Origin of the sequence: Vibrio sp. T9, from assembly GCF_003123985.1 — a bacterium.
Lineage (GTDB): Bacteria > Pseudomonadota > Gammaproteobacteria > Enterobacterales > Vibrionaceae > Vibrio > Vibrio diabolicus.
In genome coordinates, this window is record NZ_NIGY01000187.1 from 1 (window position 1) to 295 (window position 295).

The 295-nt window shown below is 62.0% G+C and carries 1 protein-coding gene; it reads left to right on the plus strand.

Translation table 11 applies throughout. From position 1 onward, the window contains the following. Nucleotides 1-295, plus strand: a 295-nt coding sequence (locus CBX98_RS26030) for a 2-oxoglutarate and iron-dependent oxygenase domain-containing protein (protein WP_172606055.1), incomplete at both ends; no start/stop codon positions are given.

Genomic DNA, 295 nt, shown 5'->3' on the forward strand with positions numbered 1-295 from the left:
GCGAATTCGGTTTTTGCTGCATCAGCGGCCACGGCATTCCAACCGAAGCCGTCGACGGCGCCTACGACGCGTTCAAACGTTTCTTTGCGCTGCCGGACGACACCAAGCGCAAGTACCACATCCCCGGTGGCGGTGGCGCGCGCGGCTACACGCCGTTCAAGGTGGAAACCGCGAAGGACAGCAAGTTCGCGGATCTGAAAGAGTTCTGGCACATCGGTCGCGAGATCCCGCGCGACTCGAAGTTCGCCGACGTCATGCCGCCCAATGTCTGGCCGACCGAAGTGCCGGATTTCGA